Annotated in this window: 1 pseudogene; it reads right to left on the bottom strand. The window is 40.2% G+C overall.

Annotated features, from left to right (window positions below):
* A pseudogene (gene pepN / locus AAEY62_RS20280) lies at positions 1–482 on the bottom strand (aminopeptidase N); the annotation flags it as partial.

Here is a 482-nt window from a genome sequence, read left to right on the forward strand (position 1 = left end):
GTATAGCTATCATTTAACACATCAAAGTCACCCGCCACTAAAGCAAATAAGTAACTTGGCTTCTTAAACGGATCTTGCCACTTAGCAAAATGACGACCGTCTTGCGTTTCACCGCTATCTACCATGTTGCCATTAGAGAGTAACTGCGGGTATTTTTTGTCTGCTATTATGGTTACATCGAATGTTGATAAAACATCTGGACGGTCCATATAGTAAGTTATTTTTCTAAAACCCTGCGCTTCACACTGAGTACAATAAGCCCCACCCGATAAATAAAGTCCTTCTAGAGAAGTATTTGTTTGCGGAGAAATTTCGGTCACTATACTAAGTTGGCAGTGTTCTGGTAGGTTATTAATAATGAGTTGCTCACCCACTATTTTATAATCGCTAATATCATGAGTATCTATTGAAAGCGACACTAAGCGTAAATCAAGGCCATCGAGTACTAAAGGTGCCGTTTTAGCGCCCACGCGGCTCAATGT

Source organism: Pseudoalteromonas sp. GW168-MNA-CIBAN-0100 (assembly GCF_040309225.1).
GTDB lineage: Bacteria > Pseudomonadota > Gammaproteobacteria > Enterobacterales > Alteromonadaceae > Pseudoalteromonas > Pseudoalteromonas arctica.